The 15,992-nt window shown below is 64.9% G+C and carries 18 protein-coding genes and 1 pseudogene; 10 read left to right on the top strand and 9 right to left on the bottom strand.

What is annotated here, in order from left to right:
- The first annotated feature begins 92 nt into the window (after positions 1–92).
- Positions 93–1,301, top strand: a complete 1,209-nt coding sequence (locus tag OWC48_RS17075) for a cytochrome c (protein WP_282521034.1) — start codon at positions 93–95, stop codon at positions 1,299–1,301.
- A 39-nt stretch (positions 1,302–1,340) separates the two neighbouring features.
- On the opposite strand, the gene OWC48_RS17080 is transcribed toward OWC48_RS17075, so the two are convergent.
- Positions 1,341–1,985, bottom strand: coding sequence for a trimeric intracellular cation channel family protein (locus OWC48_RS17080; protein WP_282521035.1), 645 nt, complete (start codon positions 1,983–1,985; stop codon positions 1,341–1,343).
- A 165-nt stretch (positions 1,986–2,150) separates the two neighbouring features.
- Between OWC48_RS17080 and OWC48_RS17085 the strand changes: the two genes are divergently transcribed.
- Complete coding sequence (locus tag OWC48_RS17085) at positions 2,151–2,546, top strand: hypothetical protein (RefSeq protein ID WP_282521036.1); 396 nt, start codon at positions 2,151–2,153, stop codon at positions 2,544–2,546.
- A 161-nt stretch (positions 2,547–2,707) separates the two neighbouring features.
- On the opposite strand, the gene OWC48_RS17090 is transcribed toward OWC48_RS17085, so the two are convergent.
- From OWC48_RS17090 to OWC48_RS17100, 3 genes are read right to left on the bottom strand one after another with little or no spacing between them, the layout of a single operon-like run.
- Positions 2,708–3,517 carry an oxaloacetate decarboxylase gene (locus OWC48_RS17090; RefSeq protein WP_063982628.1) on the bottom strand — a complete coding sequence of 270 codons (810 nt, stop codon included), beginning with the start codon at positions 3,515–3,517 and terminating at the stop codon, positions 2,708–2,710.
- A 51-nt stretch (positions 3,518–3,568) separates the two neighbouring features.
- The gene (locus tag OWC48_RS17095) at positions 3,569–3,919 is read right to left on the bottom strand and encodes an antibiotic biosynthesis monooxygenase (RefSeq protein WP_028151163.1); all 351 of its coding nucleotides are present in this window, start codon (positions 3,917–3,919) and stop codon (positions 3,569–3,571) included.
- A 24-nt stretch (positions 3,920–3,943) separates the two neighbouring features.
- Positions 3,944–4,252, bottom strand: a complete 309-nt coding sequence (locus tag OWC48_RS17100) for an NIPSNAP family protein (RefSeq protein WP_282521037.1) — start codon at positions 4,250–4,252, stop codon at positions 3,944–3,946.
- 164 nt (positions 4,253–4,416) lie between these two features.
- Here OWC48_RS17100 and OWC48_RS17105 point away from each other — a divergent pair, with 164 nt between their 5' ends.
- The 3 genes from OWC48_RS17105 (at position 4,417) to OWC48_RS17115 (ending at position 6,859) form a co-directional block, all read left to right on the top strand.
- The gene (locus OWC48_RS17105) at positions 4,417–5,115 is read left to right on the top strand and encodes a winged helix-turn-helix domain-containing protein (protein WP_028154913.1); all 699 of its coding nucleotides are present in this window, start codon (positions 4,417–4,419) and stop codon (positions 5,113–5,115) included.
- Positions 5,116–5,295: 180 nt separating this feature from the next.
- A complete protein-coding gene (locus OWC48_RS17110; RefSeq protein ID WP_282521038.1) occupies positions 5,296–6,306 on the top strand; it encodes an alpha/beta fold hydrolase in 1,011 nt (336 codons plus the stop codon).
- A gap of 301 nt (positions 6,307–6,607) precedes the next feature.
- Entirely contained in the window at positions 6,608–6,859 is a 252-nt protein-coding gene (locus OWC48_RS17115) for a GCG_CRPN prefix-to-repeats domain-containing protein (protein ID WP_282521039.1), read from the top strand.
- Positions 6,860–7,010: 151 nt separating this feature from the next.
- Here the strand turns inward: OWC48_RS17115 and OWC48_RS17120 are convergent, their stop codons facing one another.
- Together OWC48_RS17120 and OWC48_RS17125 are read right to left on the bottom strand one after the other, a co-directional pair.
- On the bottom strand, positions 7,011–7,289 hold the full coding sequence (locus OWC48_RS17120) for a twin-arginine translocation (Tat) (RefSeq protein WP_282521040.1): 279 nt from the start codon (positions 7,287–7,289) through the stop codon (positions 7,011–7,013).
- Positions 7,290–7,423: 134 nt separating this feature from the next.
- Positions 7,424–7,753, bottom strand: a complete 330-nt coding sequence (locus OWC48_RS17125; RefSeq protein WP_282521041.1) for a hypothetical protein — start codon at positions 7,751–7,753, stop codon at positions 7,424–7,426.
- 598 nt (positions 7,754–8,351) lie between these two features.
- On the opposite strand from OWC48_RS17125, the pseudogene OWC48_RS47555 reads away from it, so the two are divergent.
- Both OWC48_RS47555 and OWC48_RS17135 read left to right on the top strand, forming a co-directional pair.
- Positions 8,352–9,832: pseudogene (locus OWC48_RS47555) on the top strand (alpha/beta hydrolase domain-containing protein).
- Between the two features lie 196 nt (positions 9,833–10,028).
- Positions 10,029–10,679, top strand: coding sequence for a glutathione S-transferase family protein (locus OWC48_RS17135; protein ID WP_282521043.1), 651 nt, complete (start codon positions 10,029–10,031; stop codon positions 10,677–10,679).
- Between the two features lie 147 nt (positions 10,680–10,826).
- On the opposite strand, the gene OWC48_RS17140 is transcribed toward OWC48_RS17135, so the two are convergent.
- The gene (locus OWC48_RS17140; protein WP_282521224.1) at positions 10,827–11,174 is read right to left on the bottom strand and encodes a hypothetical protein; all 348 of its coding nucleotides are present in this window, start codon (positions 11,172–11,174) and stop codon (positions 10,827–10,829) included.
- Between the two features lie 65 nt (positions 11,175–11,239).
- Positions 11,240–12,772, bottom strand: a complete 1,533-nt coding sequence (locus OWC48_RS17145) for an acyl-CoA carboxylase subunit beta (RefSeq protein WP_282521044.1) — start codon at positions 12,770–12,772, stop codon at positions 11,240–11,242.
- A gap of 149 nt (positions 12,773–12,921) precedes the next feature.
- Between OWC48_RS17145 and OWC48_RS17150 the strand changes: the two genes are divergently transcribed.
- The 3 genes from OWC48_RS17150 (at position 12,922) to OWC48_RS17160 (ending at position 15,134) form a co-directional block, all read left to right on the top strand.
- Positions 12,922–13,326: a DUF4260 domain-containing protein gene (locus OWC48_RS17150; RefSeq protein WP_282521045.1), complete on the top strand. Its 405-nt coding sequence runs from the start codon at positions 12,922–12,924 to the stop codon at positions 13,324–13,326.
- A gap of 142 nt (positions 13,327–13,468) precedes the next feature.
- Positions 13,469–14,065, top strand: a complete 597-nt coding sequence (locus OWC48_RS17155; RefSeq protein WP_282521046.1) for a hypothetical protein — start codon at positions 13,469–13,471, stop codon at positions 14,063–14,065.
- 73 nt (positions 14,066–14,138) lie between these two features.
- The gene (locus OWC48_RS17160) at positions 14,139–15,134 is read left to right on the top strand and encodes a dienelactone hydrolase family protein (RefSeq protein WP_282521047.1); all 996 of its coding nucleotides are present in this window, start codon (positions 14,139–14,141) and stop codon (positions 15,132–15,134) included.
- Between the two features lie 175 nt (positions 15,135–15,309).
- Here the strand turns inward: OWC48_RS17160 and OWC48_RS17165 are convergent, their stop codons facing one another.
- The gene (locus tag OWC48_RS17165) at positions 15,310–15,966 is read right to left on the bottom strand and encodes a carboxymuconolactone decarboxylase family protein (RefSeq protein ID WP_282521048.1); all 657 of its coding nucleotides are present in this window, start codon (positions 15,964–15,966) and stop codon (positions 15,310–15,312) included.
- Positions 15,967–15,992 lie beyond the last annotated feature (26 nt).

Raw genomic sequence — 15,992 nt, forward strand, 5'->3', positions numbered from 1 at the left:
TCAAGCATTTTCAATTTGTGTCACCATACCCCCGCCATCGCGAAACGACGTGAGGCTCCTGTCCGGGCGATTGGTCGCAGGGGAGGCTTTCGATGCGAATGATTCTGGTCGTTGTCGCATTGTGCAGTGCAATTGCGAGCACGGCCCACGCCGCCGAGCCATCGCCGGAGCTGATCGCCTATGGCAAGGCGCTGGTCGAGGCCGGCGACTGCGCGGGCTGCCACACCGCCGATCCGGCAAAGCCATTCGCGGGCGGAAAGCGCATCGATACGCCCTTCGGCGCGATCTACGCGCCGAACCTGACGCCGGATCGTGACACCGGGATCGGCGCCTGGACCGACGCCGATTTCACCCGCGCGGTGCGCACCGGCGTCGCGCCCGACGGCTCGAACTATTACCCGGCCTTCCCCTATCCCTATTTCACGAAGGTGACGAAGGACGACACGCTGGCGATCCGGGCCTATCTTGGAACGCTGGCGCCCGTGGCGAGCCGCAACAAGCCGCCGGAGCTGCGCTGGCCGTTCGGCTATCGCCGCCTGATGCGGGTCTGGAACGCGATGTATTTCAAGCCCGCCCTGTTCGAGCCGGACCAGAGCCAGAGCGCGGCGTGGAACAGGGGCGGCTATCTCGTCACCGGGCTCGGACATTGCGGCGCCTGCCACACGCCGAAGAACTATTTCGGCGCCGACAAAACTGCGCAGGCGCTGTCTGGCAACGAGGTCGGCGGCTGGTACGCACCAAGGCTCGATGGCGCCGCGCGCACCGGGCTGAAGTCGTGGAGCGTCGAGGACATCACGGAGTATCTGCAGAGTGGCCGCAACGCCAAAAGCCATGCCGGCGGGCTGATGGCCGAGGTGGTCGTCGGCTCGACCTCGAAGATGAGCGATGCCGATGTGCGCGCCATCGCGGAATATCTGAAGGGTCTGCCGCCGTCGCGGCGCGAGTCGATCGTGACGCCACCCGACGATGCCGAGATGAAGGCCGGCCAGGCCGTCTACGCAAAACTCTGCATCGCCTGCCATGAAGCCGACGGCTCCGGCGCGCCGCGCATCTATCCGCCGCTGCCCGGCAACGCGCTTCTGCAATCGGTCAATCCGTCCTCCAGCTTGCGCATCATCCTCGACGGCGCCCACACCGTGACGACGCCACGCGCGCCCAACACCGGCGAGATGCCGGGCTATGCCAAGCAATTGTCCGACGCAGAGATCGCCGCCGTGACGAACTACATCCGCAATTCCTGGGGCAACGCCGCGCCGCTGGTGACCGCGGCGCAAGTGGCGAAGGCGCGGAGGGCGCCGTAGCTCTCACCTCCATCATTGCGAGCAGTGAACGAAAGAGCCCTACCGCTCCTCGCCTTCCGTGAACACGAATTTCGGCATCTCCCATTTGTAACGCACCGCGAGCAGGCGGAAGCTGACGCCGAGGACAAACGTCAGGATCGTCCAGAGCTCGGCGTTGAGATTGAGGCCGAAGGCGGTGGCGTAGAACAGGCCGGTCGCCACCGAAACGGTCGCATAGAGCTCGGAGCGGAACAGCAGCGGCACGTCGTTGCAGAGCACGTCGCGCAGCACCCCGCCCGCGCAGCCGGTCACCATGCCGGAGACGATGACGATCGGCAGCGCGGCATTCGTCTGCCAGGCGATGTCGCAGCCGGTCATGGTGAAGACGACGAGACCGATGGCATCGAGCACGATGAAGGCCAGCTTCAGCCGGTGCACGAGCCGCGCGATCAGGATGGTGAGGAAGGCCGCGCCGCCGGCCAGCGCGAGATAGATGGGATGAGCGACCCAGGCCAACGGATAATGCCCGAGGAAGAGATCGCGCAAGGTGCCGCCGCCGAGCGCGGTGATGCAGCCGAGGAAGCAGACGCCGAGCCAGTCCATGCTCCGGCGGCCGGCGGCGAGCGCGGCGGTCATGCCTTGCGCTGCGACCGCGACCAGCGACAACAGATGCAGCACGCTATCGCTCGGCGGCAAGCTCCACATCGCTTGTTCCCTTCCCCATCGATGGAACCGACGCGCACGGTTCCAAAATGAACAGGTTCCCGATTCCTCGCGCAAGGGCAACATGCGACGAAAGCACTAAGGAGGGCGGAACGGAATCTCGCATCTAGGGGTTGTCCAGCTGCAATAATCGAGGAGACAAAATCGATGGCTGACGACCGTTTTCCCAACGATCCGTATCGCCCGAATCTCGCCGATGATGAATATGTCCGTGCGGCGCGACGGGATGCCGAGCTTCAGGCCGATCCCGAGCTTGGCGAAGGCCCCGCCTCCAGCGGCAAGGTAGCCTTGTTCGCAGTGGCGATCGCCTTGGTACTGGGTGCCGTGTTCTACGGACTGAACAACACGAGCACCGGCAACCAGGCGAGCAACACGCCGGCGACGCAGACCGCCCAGCAGGCTCCGCCTGCGAATCCGGCCACGCCTCCCGGCATGCGCGACGTGACGCCGCGCAACAACACCGCCCCCGGCGTGACCACGGGTGCTGCCCCGAGCAAGCCGGCGGCGCCTGATCCGGCCGCCCCGTCCGAGGGCGCGAAGTAAGACAACAGCTGTCGTCGCCCGGCTTGACCGGGCGACCCAGTATTCCACCAGCGGCGGAGATTGAATCGAGAGGCCGCAGCGTACTGGATGCCCCGCTTTCGCGGGGCATGACAGCGAGAGGATGAGAGAGCGGCGGGACCTCACATCCCGCCGCTTTTCGTTCAGCTGAACATCTTGTTGAGTTCGCCACCGGAATAGCCGGTGCCAAGCTCCGTAAAGGTCCCCTTCTCCGCCATCTCCTTCGCGGCGCGCATGAAGCCGCCCCAGGCAGCGCGGGCGAGCGAGCCGCCGACGCTGATGCGGCGCACGCCGAGGTCGGCGGCCTCCTGCAAGGACAGGCCGGACGCGCCGATCAGCAGGTTGAACGGCTTTGGTGCGACAGCCTTCACCACCGCGGCGATGTCCTCGCGCGTCTTCAGGCCCGGCGCGTAGAGGCAATCGGCGCCTGCGTCCGCATAGGCCGTGAGCCGGTCGATGACGAGCTTGAGGTCGGTCACGCCCCACAAATACGCCTCGCACCGGCCGACCAGCAGCGTGCCGCTGTCGCCGATCGCCTTGCGCGAGGCCTTGATGCGCTCGACCGCCAGCGCGCGCTCGTAGAGCGGCTTGTCCTTGTCGCCGGTGGAATCCTCGATCGAGAGGCCGGCGACGCCGGTACGCACACCACGCTCGACATTGTCCGCAACCTTGTCCGGCTCGACGGCAAAGCCACCCTCGAAATCCGCATTCACGGGGATGTCGACGGCCGAGCACAATGCTGCCAGATGCTGACAGACGTCGTCGACCGTGACGTGGTTGTCGGCCTTGCCGATGGTCCAGGCAAAGCCCGCGCTCGATGAGGCCAGTGCCTTGAAACCGAGATGCTGCAACGCCTTGGCGCTGCCGACGTCGACCGGATTGGGCAGGATGAAGCAGCCGCTCTCGTGCATTGTCTTGAACGTGGCGCGCTTGTCAGCGGTTGTCACATGCATGTTTCTCTCCCTTGTTGGCCGCGCAGACATAAGCGCGCATTTTCAAGTGCGCTAGTGCGCGTCGTGCACGGCGCGACTGTCCTTCGGTGCCTGCTCGCGATCATTCATGCCGTAGTCGCGGATGACGCTGGCGATGCGCAGGTGATAATCGGCAAAGATCTTTGCCCTGCCCTTCGCCTGCGTGCGCCGGTGCTCCATCGTGTTGCGCCACGCCTGAACCGCCGCCTCGTCGCGCCAGAACGACACCGACAAGATCTTGCCCTTCTCGGTCAGACTTTCAAAGCGCTCGACCGAGATGAAGCCATCGATGGTTTGCAGGATCGGCTTCAGGTCGGCCGCGAGGTCGAAGTAGTCCTGGCGATGTTCCGGCTTGGGCCAGACTTCGAAAATCACGGCAATCATGGGCGTCTCCTTTGCGTTGGCGGTCTACAATACCACCTTGCGCAGGAAGGTGCGCTCTTCCGCGAGGATGAATTTGTTCTCCTCGGCGAAATGGAAGTTGGCCATGCCGTCCGCGTCCTGCCGCAGCCGGGCGCGATAGGCCTCATAGGCGGCCAGACTCTCGAAGGTGATCAGCGCAAACGCGATGTTGTTGGTGCCCTCATGCGGCATGAAATAGCCGATCAGGTCGCCGCCGCATTTCGGGATGATGGTGAGCCAGCGCTTCGAATATTCCGCGAACTGCGCGCGCTTGAAGGGATCGAGCTGGTAGCGGATGAAGACGGTGACGGACATGGTTGGCTCCTGTGTTTCCACATCGTCATTGCGAGCGCAGCGAAGCAATCCAGGAATCCCTCCGCGGAAACATTTCTGGATTGCTTCGCTTCGCTCGCAATGACGTGTTCGCAGAGACAGACTACGTCCTTGCCCCACCGCAATGCTTCGGCTACCATCGAAGCATGAAATCAGGTCCTGACATCGCCATGATTGCCTCGCTGGTCGGCGACCCCGCCCGCGCCAACATGCTCACCGCGCTGATGAACGGCCGCGCGCTGACGGCGAGCGAGCTCGCGCAGGAGGCCGGCATCACGCCGCAGACCGCGAGCTCGCATCTGGCCAAGCTCGAGGCCGGCGGGCTGATCGAGCCGGAGAAGCAGGGCCGCCACCGCTACTACCGCCTCACCGACGATGACGTGGCCGGCGTGCTCGAAGGCCTTGCGGGCCTTGCCGCGCGCACCGGCCACATGCGCGTGCGCACCGGGCCGAAGGATCCGGCGCTGCGGCGCGCGCGGATCTGCTACGACCACCTCGCCGGCGATCTCGGGGTGCAGATGCTCGATAGTCTACGCACGCGAAACCTGGTCAGGCAGAAGAAGCAGGACATCGAGCTGACGGCCGAGGGCGAGCGGTTTCTCGCAAAGCATTTGCAGATCTCGCCCGACATGCTCACCCATCCGCGCCGCCCGGTGTGCAAGGCCTGCCTGGACTGGAGCGAGCGGCGCCATCATCTCGCCGGCACGCTGGGCGCCGCCATGATGCAGCGTTTCGCTGAGCTGAAATGGGCTGCGCGCGACGCCACGCCCGGCAGCCGCGTGGTGAATTTCACCCGCACCGGCGAGAAGCAGTTTGCGACGCTGTTCGGGACTGGGAAGGATTGATCACGCCAGGTGCGTGAGATCGCACGTTTGCGTGTGAACGAGCACCATCGTCATGGCCGGGCTTGACCCGGCCATCCACGCCTTTAGTGCAGTTCTCGCCGAACCACGTGGATGCCCGGGACAGGCCCTGGCATGACGGAGGTCGTGTCTCCCAGCTTCAACCATTACTCTGAGCCCTCCATGAGCTATATCCTTCGCGCGGCTCTCGCCGCAACCCTCCTCGCTTCCCCGTTCACGTCCGCTTACGCCGCCGACACCACCCCGCGCGAGCCCTATGGCATCGCGCTCGAAGGCTTCGCCTATCCGTATCCCGTGCATCTTCTGCCTGTCATCAACGACGGCGAGCAGCTCAGCATGGCCTATATGGACGTTGCGCCCGAGCGGCCGAACGGCCGCACAATCGTGCTGCTGCACGGACGCAATTTTCCATCGAGCTACTGGGCGCCCGTCATCAAGATGCTCAGTGACGCCGGTTTTCGCGTGATCGTGCCGGACCAGATCGGCTTCGGCAAATCCTCCAAGCCGCAAGGCGAATTGCACTTCGACACGCTGGCGCGCAACACCATTGCGCTGCTCAATCATCTCAAGATCGACAAGGCCGAGGTCATCGCACACTCGCTCGGCGGTATGCTGGGCGTGCGCATCGCCCGCGCCTATCCGGAGCGTGTCGCCCATCTCGTGCTGACCGCGCCGATCGGGCTGGAAGACTACCGCCTCTACGTGCCGCCGACGCCGACCGAAAAGATCATCGAGAGCGAGGACAAGCTCACACCCGACGGCTACCGCAAGCAGCTCCAGACCAATTATGCGATCAAGCTGCCGCCGGACGCGATCACGCCGTTCGTCGATGCCCGCTTCAACATCAAGGGCAGCCCGGATTATCCGCGCTGGCTGCGCGCCTATGTCAGCTCCGGCCAGATGATCTATCGCGAGCCGGTCGCGCACGAAGTCGCGCTGATCACCGAGCCGACGTTGTTCATCATGGGCGCCGACGATCACAACGCGCCGGGCCGGCCAAACGCGCCGGAGGCATTGCGCGCGAAAATGGGCCAGAACGCGGAGCTGGCAAGGGCGCTCGCCGCAAAGATGCCGAACGCGCGGGCCGAGGTGATCCCGGACACCGGTCACCTCGTCTTCCTGGAGGCGCCGGAGAAGTACAAGGAATTGGTGCTGGGCTTTCTCGGTCGCTAGAGCGTTTTCGAGCGAAGTGGATACCGGTTCGCGTCAAGAAAATGCGTCAGAACAAAGAAGCTGGAGCACCGTTCCGATTCCATCGGGACGGCGCTCCAGCGCCATTGCTGTCGCCTGCAGCCGCATGCGGATAATGTTCATGCCGCATTCAGGTCATGATTGGCAGGTTTGGATCGCGACGTGTCGGCACGTCCCCAGATTTAACGTGTCGAATCGTGTCTTTTGATTCATTGTGCGCCGCAAGCGCCAATCCCCTAAAAATCTGCCCCAAAAACCTGCCCAAGGACAAGAGGAAGATCACATGAAATACTTGTTTGCCGCCGTGATGCTTGCCAGCGCGGTCGTCGGTTTCAGCGAGGCGGCCAGCGCCGCCGGCGGCTGCGGCCCCGGCTGGTACCGCGGCGCCTATGGCGGCTGCCGCCCGATGCGCGGCGCGGTCGTTGTGCGGCCCGGCCCCGTGGTGGTTGCCCCGGCGCCGGTCGTCGTCGTGCCCCGCGCCCGCGTCTGCCCGTACGGCTTCCGTTGGTGGGGTGGCCGCTGCCGCCCGATCTGATCTCGTCTCTTCGCGTTACAAAGTGGCCGCGCGGTGAAAGCCTGCGCGGCCATTTTCGTTTGAACGCCTGACGTCCCATGGTGGAGGATCCGCGGCGAATCAAAACGGGCACCGCAATTGCGGTCCCCGTCGAGACTCGACCGATGCGAGCTTACCAGTGATGGCGGCGGTGCCAACGCCGGCGATGCCAGCCCCAATGACGGCGCCCCCAGCCGCGGTGGTGGCCATGCCAGTGCACCTGTTCGGGCGTCAGCTTGGCGGCTTCCTCACTGGTGGTGACAGCGGGACGAGCGTCGGGATTGCCTTGCGGCGCGCGCGCGGGATCACCGAGCGGCTGCGGCGCCAACGGCGCAGCTTGTGCGGTTGCAGTCAACGTCGCGGCTCCGGCCGCGACGCCGAATGCAAGTTTCAAAAAGTTCCGGCGCTCCATGACATGTCCTCTAGGCTATCGAGCAAGTGATGCAGAGGGAGTGTCGCGGTCACGACATGAACGGAAGCTGAATCGCATCTTCAGATTCATGACATGGGTGTCAGGGACAAGCGGACCACGGGACTCGGTGTGGACTACGCTCCAGAGTCCTGCTTCGCAAACTCCTGCGCCAGCACCAGCGTCTCGCGCGTGCGCTTCACGTCGGGCCAGTCGCGGTTGAAATCGGCGACGAGCTGCTTCAACGCATCGCCCTTCAACATCGCAGCCAGCTTGGCCTCGTCATCGAACTGATACATCGCCTGATGCAGCGAGGGATCGTCCAGGCTCCAGAACCGCCAGGCTTTGCTCACGCCGAACGCCTTCACAGCGTCCGGCACATGCTCGGTCTCGTACCATGTGTCGAAGGCGGCGCGCTTGCTGGCGTCGGCGACGGTGGCGCGAACGACGAAGTAGGCAACAGGCATGTGTTTCCTCCCGTTGTTTGGCCGCAGCATGGACGGCTATAGTCGCGGCAACAAAAAACCCGCGCGACGGAACTTCATGATCGCGCCGATGGGGGAAGGAATGGCCATGCGCAGGATCATCACAGGCGTCGTTGCGATCACCTGCCTGTGGCCCGTGGCCTCGCTCGCCGAAATCGTCCGCTTCGACATCCTCGCGCGCGAGCCCGCCTTTGCCGGGCGCAGCTTTGGCGATGTCGGCACCTATGAACGCATCACCGCGCGCGCGACCTTCGCGCTCAACCCGTCCGACGATCGCAACGCCGTCATCACCGACCTCGCGCTCGCGCCGCGTAGCTCCGACGGCAAGGTGGCAGCCACCGCCGACGTCGTGATCCTGCGACCCACCGACCCCACCCATGGCAACGGCACGCTGCTGCTCGAGGTGCCCAATCGCGGCCGCAAGCTGGCGCCGCAATTGTTCGACGATGCCGCCCAGCCCGGCGCCAACAATGCCGACAAGGCCGAGGATGCAGGCATCGGCTTCCTGCACCGCCAGGGTTTTACGATGGTCTGGGTCGGCTGGCAGGGCGACATCCCCTCCAGGCCCGGCCAGATGGCGATGACGGCACCGGTGCTGAAGACCGTCACCGGGCCCGCACGCGAAGAGATCGTCTTCGACAACACGACCAATCCCGCGCGTGCGACGCTGACCTGGCCGGCGACTGATGCCGCCGACCTCAAGGTCTCCGTGCGCGCCGCCTGGGCCGATGCGCGGCAGGCGCCCTCCGGCCTCCTCGCAAAGCTCGTCGATCCCGTGACGGTGGAGATCACCCGGCCCGACGGTTTTGATGCCGGCGCGCTCTACGAGATCACCTACACTGCGCGCGATCCGGTGCCGCTCGGCATGGGCTATGCCGCCGTGCGCGACGTCGTCAGCTTCCTCCGCCACGACGAGACGCAGGCGAATCCGCTGCTGAACGGCCTGCATCCCTCCGTCAGCCGCGCCATCGGCTTCGGCGTGTCGCAATCCGGCCGCTTCCTGCGCGACTTTCTCTATCTCGGCTTCAACGAGGATCTCCAGGGACGCACCGTGTTCGACGGATTGATGCCGCATGTCGCGGGCACGCGGCGGATGGCGACGAATGTCCGCTTCGGCCAGCCCGGCCGCAACCCGCGCCATCCGCAGGATCCGGCGTGGCAGGCCGATCTCTTCCCCTTCACCTATGCGAGCCTCAGCGATCCCTATTCCGGCAAGACCGACGGCCTGCTCCGCCGCTGCGCGCTCTCGGCGACGTGCCCGAAGGTGATGCAGACCGACAGCGAGCACGAATGGTGGGCCTCGCACGCCTCGTTGCTGGTCACCGACCTCGCCGGCAACCACCTTGATCTGCCCGACAGCGTCCGCGCCTACATGATCGCAGGCACGCCGCATTTCGCGGAAGCCGCCGACGTGATGAAGAAGGGCCTGCCCGCGATGTCGCTGCCGCAAAACCCGATGCATGCGGGCGGGCCGATGCGGGCGGGCCGATGCGCGCCCTCCTCACCGACCTCAACGCCTGGATCAGCGACGGCATCAAACCGCCCGCGAGCCGCGTCCCCATGCGCGCCCACGGCACGCTGGCGCCGGCGCAAGGCGCGGTGCCGATGGATATCCCGGGCCTGCCCTATGCCGGCATCCACACGCTCGCCGCGTTCTCCGACCAGAGCGTGCTGCCGCCCAAGGAGATCGGCCGCTATCCCGTGTTCGTGCCGAAGGCGGACAATGACGGCATGGCCGTCGCTGGCATCCGCCAGCTTGCGCTCGCGGTCCCGCGCGGGACCTACACCGCCTGGAATCCGCGCGCACAGGGCTTTGGCCCGACGGCGCTCTATCCGCTGCAAGGCGCGGTGGTGCCGTTCGCACCAACGGAGGCAGCGCGCAAGGAAGTGCATGATCCCAGACTGTCGATCGCGGAGCGATATGCTGATGATGGGGCGTACGTGGCCGCGGTCCGGCGCGAGGCGGCGCGGCAGGTGGCGGAGCGGATCCTGTTGCCGGAGGATGCGGAGCGCGCGGTGGAAGCGGCGAAGCAAGGCAAGCTGGCGAAGCTCGGGCAGTGAGCAAAACCCAGTGACCCCGTAGGGTGGGCAAAGCGAAGCGTGCCCACCACGTCTGTCTCCGGCCGAAAGATGGTGGGCACGGCGCAAGCGCGCCTTTGCCCACCCTACGGTCGCTGCCTGCGGAGGAAAAAATTCTCACGCTGTCGGAACGCCCGCCCCTCATCCGTCCTATGTCCAGACAGCACGGAGACACCGCATGGCCAACCTCACCCTCACCACCTTCGACTGGGTTCCCGAGATGCCGCGGGGTTTCGTGCGCGACCTTCGTGTCCGCTGGGCGCTCGAAGAGGCCGCGCTGCCCTATGGCGTCGCGAGCGTACCGTTCGGCCCGCGGGACGCCGCGCATTTCGCGCACCAGCCCTTCGGCCAGGTGCCGTGGCTGACCGACGGCGACCTCTCGATCTTCGAGAGCGGCGCGATCCTGCTGCATCTGGGTGAGCTCAGCGACAGGCTGATGCCCACCGATCCGCGCGGCCGCAGTGACACGGTCGAATGGGTGTTCGCCGCGCTCAATTCGGTGGAGATGCCGGCCCTGCCCTGGACGATGTTCAAGTTCACCGGCAGTGACGATGGCTCACCTGCCGTAAAATTCGTCGACGACTTCCTCAAGCTCCGCCTCAAGCACATGGAGACGGTGCTGGCGGGACGCGAGTGGCTGGCGGGCTCGTTCTCTGTCGCGGACATCCTGATGTCGGACGTGCTGCGCGTCGTCGATAAATTCGACGGCCTGGCGGAACACCCGGCCTGCCGCAACTACGTCGCGCGCGCCACCGCTCGCCCGGCCTTCGCCAAGGCCCACGCCGACCAGTTGGCGCATTTCGCTGCGGCGGATAAGACACGCTCGTAGGGCGGATTAGCGGCTTGTCCGCCGAAGCTCGGAGAGCGAAGGCGGAAGCGTAATCCGCCAGCGCATGTTTCAACAAAGATGGTGGGGTCTGCCCAGCGAACTGCGCTTTGCCCACTCGCAAGGCTAACCCACCCTACGAATTTCGCCTCACACCAATTTCATCGGCGTGTCCTCAACCACGCGAAGGTCGATCCTCCCGATCAGTTGCGCGCGAAGCGCCTCCGCGGCGCGAATGGCGTCATCCGTTTGCTGCAACGTGCTGATGTTCGAACCGAGCGACACGATCCCGCCCAGCACCAAGGCGATCGATCCGAGCGCCGCGGTCAGACCTGTCCCCAACAAGCCGAGGATCGTGATCAACAATAGCGCCGCACCACCCCCAATCGCGATCTTGGATGCCAGGATGTACTTCCGGCAGCGCTCGGCGATCTCGGCAAGGGCCTCGATCCGATCTTCGATCTGTGAAATCTCGTCGGTCGGATCGTCTTCGGTCATCAGCGACATGCGGGACTTGGGTTAAGAACCCGGATGTCGCTACGCTCCATCCGGGCTACGAGGCCTCACAACGGCAAATTGTCGTGCTTCTTCGCCGGCGTTTCCACCTTCTTGTCCTTCAGCATCGCCAGCGCCCGGGCGATCCGCTTGCGGGTCGAGTGCGGCATGATGACGTCGTCGATGTAGCCGCGCTCGGCGGCGATGAACGGCGACAGAAAGCGGTCTTCGTATTCCCTAGTGCGCGCGGCGATCTTGTCGGGGTCGCCGATGTCTGCGCGGAAGATGATCTCGACCGCGCCCTTGGCGCCCATCACCGCGATCTGGGCGGTCGGCCAAGCGTAGTTCATGTCGGCGCCGATTTCCTTGGAGGCCATGACGTCGAAGGCGCCGCCATAGGCCTTGCGGGTGATGATGGTGACCAGGGGCACGGTGCACTGCGAATAGGCGAACAGCAGCTTTGCGCCGTGCTTGATCAGGCCGCCATACTCCTGCGCGGTGCCCGGCAGGAAGCCCGGCACGTCCACGAAGGTGACGATCGGGATGTTGAAGGCATCGCAGAAACGGACGAAGCGCGCGGCCTTGCGCGAGGCGTCGCTGTCGAGCACGCCGGCCAGCACCATCGGCTGGTTGGCGACGAAGCCGACGGTGCGGCCGGCGATGCGGCCAAAACCGGTGACGATGTTCTTGGCGAAGGCATCCGCGATCTCGAAGAAATCGCCCTCGTCCACCACCTTCAGGATCAGCTCCTTCATGTCGTAGGGCTTGTTCGGATTGTCGGGGATCAGCGTGTCCAAGGACATGTCGACCCGGCCGATGTCGTCAAAACTCGGCCATTCCGGCACGCCGTCGGTGTTGTTGGACGGCAGGAAGTCGATCAGGCGCCGCATCTGCAAGAGCGTCTCGACGTCGTTCTCGAAGGCGCCGTCGGCGATCGAGGAGCGCGTGGCGTGCACCGAGGCGCCGCCGAGCTCTTCGGCCGTGACGACCTCGTTGGTGACGGTCTTCACCACGTCGGGCCCGGTGACGAACATGTAGCTGGTGTTCTTCACCATGAAGATGAAGTCAGTCATCGCCGGCGAATAGACGTCGCCGCCGGCGCAGGGGCCCATGATGACGGAGATCTGCGGGATCACGCCCGAGGCGAGCACGTTGCGGCGGAACACATAGGAATAGCCGGCGAGCGCGGCGACGCCCTCCTGGATGCGGGCGCCGCCCGCGTCATAGAGGCCGATGATGGGCGCCCGCGCCTTCATCGCCATGTCCTGGAGTTTCGTGATCTTCAGTGCATGCGTTTCGGAGAGCGAGCCGCCGAACACGGTGAAGTCTTTCGCGAAGACGAAGGTCTTGCGGCCGTTGACGGTGCCCCAGCCGGTGACGACGCCGTCGCCGGGCACCTTGGTCTTCTCCATGCCGAACTCGGTGGAGCGGTGCTCGACGAACATGTCGAACTCCTCGAACGATCCCTTGTCGAGCAGGAGCTCGATGCGCTCACGCGCGGTCAGCTTGCCGCGGGCGTGCTGCGCTTCGATGCGCTTCTCCCCGCCGCCGAGCTTTGCGCCGGCGCGACGATCTTCAAGGGCGTCCAAAATATTCTTCATTTGCTCCCGCCAGTTCTTAGCCTAAATGCGATTGCCGGGGGTTCTAACACGGCATTTTGCGGGCCGGGAAGCTGCTTTCGGCGTCGCAGGGCTGCCTTGCCGCAGCGCCAAAGCGCAAGGAATTACAAAGTTTTGCCTGGGAGACGACGATGGATGAGGTAACGGCCGAGACGGGCGCAGCGACCGGCGGCGTCAAGATCCTGCTGCGGCTGGAAGGCCTGACCCTGTTTACGGGGATGGTGATGCTCTACGCCTCCTGGGACGGCTCGTGGCTGGTGTTCGCCCTGCTCTTCTTCGTCCCCGATCTGAGCTTCCTGGCGTACCTGGCCGACGCCAGATTCGGGGCGCTGGTCTACAATGCCGCTCACAGCTACATGGCGCCGGTGGCGCTGCTGACGCTGGGCTTCGGCTTCGCCTCGCCGCTCACGCTGTCCGTCGCCTTGATCTGGCTCGCCCATATCGGCATCGACCGGGCGCTCGGCTATGGCCTGAAATATTCGGCCGGGTTCGGCTTCACCCATCTCGGAAAGATCGGCCGCCAGAAAGACGCCTGAGGGGACTGCCGCCATTTTGTCGGTCCCGCCGGTTGACCCGGCCGGCCGATTCAGGCTTGCTCCCTCCACGATCAGGCGCCGGATGTTGCGTGAGCCCAGTCGGTACGGCGGCGGTCACCACGTCTGGCTGCAAGCATTGCCCATGTCCGCCACGGTCGTCCCTCTGCCGCCGAACTCATCGTCCGAAACCACCGACTTCCTGCGGCGGATGGCCAGCATGGTGTCGGGGCGCAACGGCGAGATGCTGCTGCGCGCGGCCGCGCTGATCGAATCACTCAAGCAACGGGCGATGTCAGCTGAACGGCTGTTTCACGAGCAACAGGAAGAGAACAAGCGCCTTGTAGAGCTGCGCGAGGCGACCGCGCTCGCCTCATGCACCATGGTCAGCCAGATCGCGGCGCTGGGGACGCAGCTCGCCGAGGTGACCGCGGCCGCGGCGGCCGAGCGCGCCGCGTTCGACGCCGAGCGCGGCAAGCTGCTCGGCCTGATGCAGGATGCGGAAAGCCATATCGGCAAGCTCACCACCGAGCTCGAGACGTTGCGCGCCTCCGTCGACAGTTTCAACGAGACCGTGGTCTCGGTGCCGCTCGAGGTGCTGCGCCTGGCACGGACGCAGTTCGACTATCTCTCGAACGGCTTTGCCGGGAAAGGCGACGTGATCTCACAGGCGATGAGCGAGATCGGCGGCTTTGCGATCGACCAGGCGCTGACGGCGAAGAAGACGGCCGATAACCCCTGAAGTCGTCGCGCATCAAATTGACAGCGCGCAGGCCCGTTGTTCTACTCCATGAAAATCATGGGGGAGGATCACGATGCCGACGGCATTCCGCGTCGCTATGGCGTTCTGTTTATCAACACTGTTCGCCGGCATTGGCGCCAACGCGCAATCCCTGCCGAAGGAAGTCGCCACCCGCGCCGAGATCTACCCGATCCCCTCGCTCACCCTTTCCGACCAACAATTCCTCAGCGGCGATGCGGCGGCCGGCAAGCCGGTGACCGTCGCCGGCGAATTCCGCGTCGCCCAGGGCACCGGCAAACTTCCCGTCGTGGTGCTGATGCACGGCTCGAGCGGCGTCGGCGCCACCACCGAGGCCTGGGTGCACGCTTTCAACGCCATGGGCATCTCGACCTTCGTGATCGACGGATTCACCGGCCGCGGGCTGACGGTGGTCGGGCCGAACCAGGCGCTGCTCGGCCGGCTCAACCTGATCGTCGACATCTACCGCTCACTGGAGATTCTTGCGAAGCATCCCCGCGTCGATCCCGACCGCATCGTGCTGATGGGCTTTTCGCGCGGCGGACAGGCGACGCTCTATGCGAGCCTCGATCGCTTCAACAAGCTCTGGAACAAGTCCGGCGTCCAGTTCTCCGCCTACATCCCGTTCTATCCGGATTGCTCGACGACCTACGTTGGCGACGCCGAGGTCGCCGCGCGCCCGATCCGGATCTTCCACGGCACGCCCGACGACTACAATCCCGTGACGAGCTGCAAGGCGTTCGTCGGACGGCTCAAGACAGCCGGGCGTGATGTGGTGCTGACCGAATACCCCGACAGCGCGCACGGCTTCGACAGCGGCCTGCTCGGCGTCAGCACCGTTGCGGTGTCCGCCAACGCGCAGACCGTGCGCAATTGCCGTATCAAGGAGGGCAACGGCGGCGTGCTGATGAACGGCGACACCAACGCGCCCTTCACCTACAAGGATTCCTGCGTCGAGCTGAACCCGCATGTCGGCGGCAATCCGGCGACGGCGGCGGAGTCGCGCAAGGCGGTGGTGGAATTCTTGCAGGCGTTGTTCAAGCTGGGCTAGGCGACGTCAGCGCGACATTCTCCGTCATTGCGAGCGCAGCGAAGCAATCCAGAATCTTTCCGCGGCGGCAGTCTGGATTGCTTCGTCGCACCAGCGCAAAATTGCTTCGCAATTTTGTCGCGGGCTCCTCGCAATGACGTTGGCGAGAGTTGCGCTCCCAACAACGCGGACGAGTTTACGGCTCGCCCGGCTTGAACGGCTCCTGCTTGTCCGGCGGCACCGTCTCTTCCGCCATGGCCAGCAGCATCGCGACCATCACGTAATTGCCAGCGAGCGCGGTGAGGTCGACGATCTGCTGATCATTGAAGGTTTTCTTGGCGCGCGCATAGGTCTCGTCGCTGACCTTCTTTGTCGTGGTGAGCTCGGTGACGAAATCGTAGACCACCGCCTCGTCCTCGGCCATCTTCGACGGGCGCTTGTTGGCCTTCAGCTCAGCGATGATATCTGTCGACAATCCAGCCTTCGCCGCCAGCGGCGCGTGCGCGAACCATTCCACCTGCGAGCGCCACTGCCGCCCGATGATCAGGATCGCGAACTCATTCAGCTTGGTCGGGACCGACGTCTCCCAGCGCAGATAGTAGAACAGGTCGAACAGTCGCTGGCCCAGCACCGGGCTGCGGATCATGGGATTATAGGGCCCCCCGATGCCGACGCTCGACACCTTCATGATCTGCTCGCCGAGCGGCTTCTGCTTGGCGTCGAGCTGGTCCATGGTGAGCTGCGGAAAGCGCGGCTCCTTGCTGGTGGCGGGTGCGGCAAACATCGTGGCGGCGAGCCAGCCGCCCGCGGCGGCAAGCGTAAGCGACGACAGCCAGAGTGGCGTTGAATTCATTTTGTCCTCCCGACCTTTTCTTTTAT

This window comes from Bradyrhizobium sp. Arg816, assembly GCF_029989365.1.
Taxonomy (GTDB): domain Bacteria; phylum Pseudomonadota; class Alphaproteobacteria; order Rhizobiales; family Xanthobacteraceae; genus Bradyrhizobium.